1 tRNA gene is annotated in these 230 nt (G+C 49.1%); it reads right to left on the bottom strand.

Going from position 1 to position 230, the window contains the following annotated elements:
* Positions 1-2: 2 nt before the first annotated feature.
* Positions 3-87, bottom strand: a tRNA-Leu gene (locus tag AACR09_RS21885).
* Between the last annotated feature and the right edge of the window lie 143 nt (positions 88-230).

Here is a 230-nt window from a genome sequence, read left to right as displayed (position 1 = left end):
AATGGTGCGGTCGGAGAGACTTGAACTCTCACACCTCTCGGCGCCAGAACCTAAATCTGGTGCGTCTACCAATTCCGCCACGACCGCAGCAAAGCTTTCCTCTCAACTAAGCAAAGAGCCTAGCGAAGAGTATATAGTTAAGAAGACTTATGGTTTGTCTAAGTAACGTTGTAATGGCTGGGCTACCTGGATTCGAACCAGGGAATGCTGGCATCAAAAGCCAGTGCCTT

Origin of the sequence: Vibrio sp. OPT20, assembly GCF_963889365.1 — a bacterium.
Taxonomy (GTDB): Bacteria; Pseudomonadota; Gammaproteobacteria; order Enterobacterales; family Vibrionaceae; genus Vibrio; species Vibrio splendidus.
Note: the sequence above shows the minus strand (reverse complement) of the source record. Positions and strands in the feature narration are given on the sequence as shown.